Annotated in this window: 2 protein-coding genes; both read left to right on the top strand. The window is 55.2% G+C overall.

The window, feature by feature from the left end; translation table 11 throughout:
- Nucleotides 1-1,339, top strand: a 1,339-nt coding sequence (locus tag AWB68_RS43810; protein WP_327384436.1) for a type I restriction-modification enzyme R subunit C-terminal domain-containing protein, incomplete at its 5' end; no start/stop codon positions are given.
- Nucleotides 1,336-2,670, top strand: a complete 1,335-nt coding sequence (locus AWB68_RS43805; RefSeq protein ID WP_087650308.1) for a restriction endonuclease subunit S — start codon at nucleotides 1,336-1,338, stop codon at nucleotides 2,668-2,670. The genes AWB68_RS43810 and AWB68_RS43805, both read left to right, overlap by 4 nt.
- Nucleotides 2,671-2,700 lie beyond the last annotated feature (30 nt).

The following is a 2,700-nucleotide window of genomic DNA, read 5'->3' as shown; positions in this document are numbered from 1 at the left end:
AGCTCGTCGTCATCTGCCTACAACGTTCACAACAGGCAATCGGATGACAGCGCGGCTTCTGCCGCGCAGACTCCTAGCCCAGTTCCGTAACGATTACTACCCGCGCATTGCGGTCACCGTGGACATGATCGCCACCGGCACCGACGTCAAACCGCTCGAATGCCTGCTCTTCATGCGCGACGTCAAAAGCCGCAACTACTTCGAGCAGATGAAGGGGCGCGGCACCCGCACGCTTGACATGGACGATCTGAGGAAGGTCACGCCGTCCGCCAAGAGCGCCAAGACCCACTATGTCATCGTCGACGCCATCGGCGTTACCAAGTCGCTAAAGACTGCCAGCCAGCCCCTCATCACCAAGCCCTCGGTCCCACTCAAGGATTTGGCCATGGCCGTCATGATGGGCGCCACCGACGAAGACACGGTTTCGTCCCTTGCCGGCCGTCTGGCCCGCCTCAACAAGCAACTCGATACCGACGAGCAACGGCAAATCCGCGATGCCGCCGGTGGCGTCGAGCTCAGCCAGATCGTCGGCAGGCTGTTCGGCGCCATCGACGCCGACAACATTGAAGCCAGAGCGTTGGAGCTTGCCGGCCTTCCGATAGGCTGCGACCCCGGCGATACCAAGCGCCAGCAAGCGCAAAAGCAATTAATAAATACCGCCTCTAGTGTCTTCAACGGCGGGCTGATCGAACTCATCGACGCCATCCGCCGCGACAAAGAGCAAACCATCGACCACGACAACATCGACATTGTTCTGCGTGCCGAATGGGACAAGGACGCCGCGAACAATGCCCTGGCCCTCACCGATGAGTTTGTCGAATACCTGAAGTCCAACCAGGACAACATCAGCGCCCTCACCATCTTCTTCAGCGAGCCGTACAGAAGGCGCGAACTCAGCTTCGACCTTATCCGGCAGGTACTCGACAAGCTCAAGATCGACAAACCCAAGCTCGCGCCACTGCGCGTGTGGCAGGCCTACAGACAGCTGGACGACTACAAGGGCGAGCAGCCGATCAGCGAGCTCACGGCGCTCGTGGCGCTCATCCGCCGCGTCTGCGGCATGGATGAAAAACTATCTACTTTCGACAACACCGTCCGCCGCAACTTTCAGAACTGGGTGATGAAGCACCACTCCGGCGGCAGCGAGAAATTTAATGAGGAACAAATGGACTGGCTGCGTATGATCCGCGACCACGTTGCCAACTCTTTTCACATTGAGCGCGACGATTTGGAAATGTCACCCTTTGATGGACAAGGTGGCCTGGGAAAGATGTATCAACTGTTTGGAACCCAGATGGATACGTTGCTGGATGAGCTGAATGAGGTAATGGTGGCATGACGATGGCCAAACATTCCACTGAGCTCCCGAGTGGTTGGAGACCAACCGAACTCTCAGAAATAGCCGTCATTAACCCGACGATTGATAAAGCTAGCATTCCCGATACGCTCGAAGTTTCTTTTGTGCCCATGTCGGGCGTTCAAGCCGGGACGGGTGGCATTGATGTATCTCAAACACGCCTGTTCGGGGAAGTAAGAAAAGGCTATACCCCATTTCAGGAAGGGGACGTCCTTTTTGCAAAAATCACCCCTTGTATGGAAAACGGTAAGATGGCCGTTGTTCCAGAACTCAAAAGCGGGGTTGGGTTCGGGTCGACCGAATTTCACGTACTACGCCCTCGTCAGGGTATCAGCAAGAACTATCTTTACTACTACGTTTCATCCGAGAGCTTTCGGCGCGAGGCGGAACACAATATGTCGGGCGCGGTTGGCCAGCGACGCGTCACAACCCCGTATTTGACCGCCTGCGATCTCCCGCTTCCGCCCCAACACGAACAACATCGCATCGTCGCCAAAATCGAGGAGCTGTTCTCCGAGCTGGACAAGGGCATCGAAAGCCTGAAGACCGCCGAGGCCCAACTGAAGGTCTACCGCCAGGCCCTGCTAAAGCACGCCTTCGAAGGCAAGCTCAGCGTCCAATGGCGCGCTGACAACCCGGACAAACTCGAAACCGCCGACGCCTTACTGAAAAGTATTCAACAGAAGCGTGCGCAACGCTACCAGCAACAACTGGCCGACTGGGAGACGTCTGGGAAACAAGGCAGCAAACCCAAAGCGCCGAAATTGCTGCGGTTACTGGCCGCTGAAGAATCGGCTGAGTTGCCTGAATTGCCAACGGGGTGGGCATACACCTACTTGGCAGAAGTAGGAGATCTTGGGAGAGGAAAATCGAAGCATCGCCCAAGAAATGACCCTCGTCTATTTGGCGGTATCTACCCGTTTCTCCAAACTGGTGAAGTAAGGGCGGCCAATAGGATTATCAGAAAATATTCCAACACCTATAACGAGTTTGGACTTCAACAAAGCAAGCTCTGGCCAACCGGAACCCTATGTATAACAATTGCAGCAAACATCGCTGAGACCGCATTTCTCGGGTTCGATGCGTGCTTCCCCGACAGCGTGGTTGGATTCTCTGCGTTCAAGAAGGTAGTTCTGCCGGAGTATGTGAATTTCTTCATTCAGGGAGTTAGGACTAGGATCGAAGCCTATGCCCCCGCAACCGCTCAAAAGAATATCAACCTCGAAACTTTGGAAAATTTGGTAATCCCGTATTGCGGGTTAGACGCATTTGATTACACACAACTCATTCGTCTAGTTCGCGGGCGTACTTGAGGCCAGCGGCGAAATCCATTACCCGCTGCA

It is taken from the genome of Caballeronia choica (assembly GCF_001544535.1).
Classification (GTDB): Bacteria; Pseudomonadota; Gammaproteobacteria; order Burkholderiales; family Burkholderiaceae; genus Caballeronia; species Caballeronia choica.
Note: the sequence above shows the minus strand (reverse complement) of the source record. Positions and strands in the feature narration are given on the sequence as shown.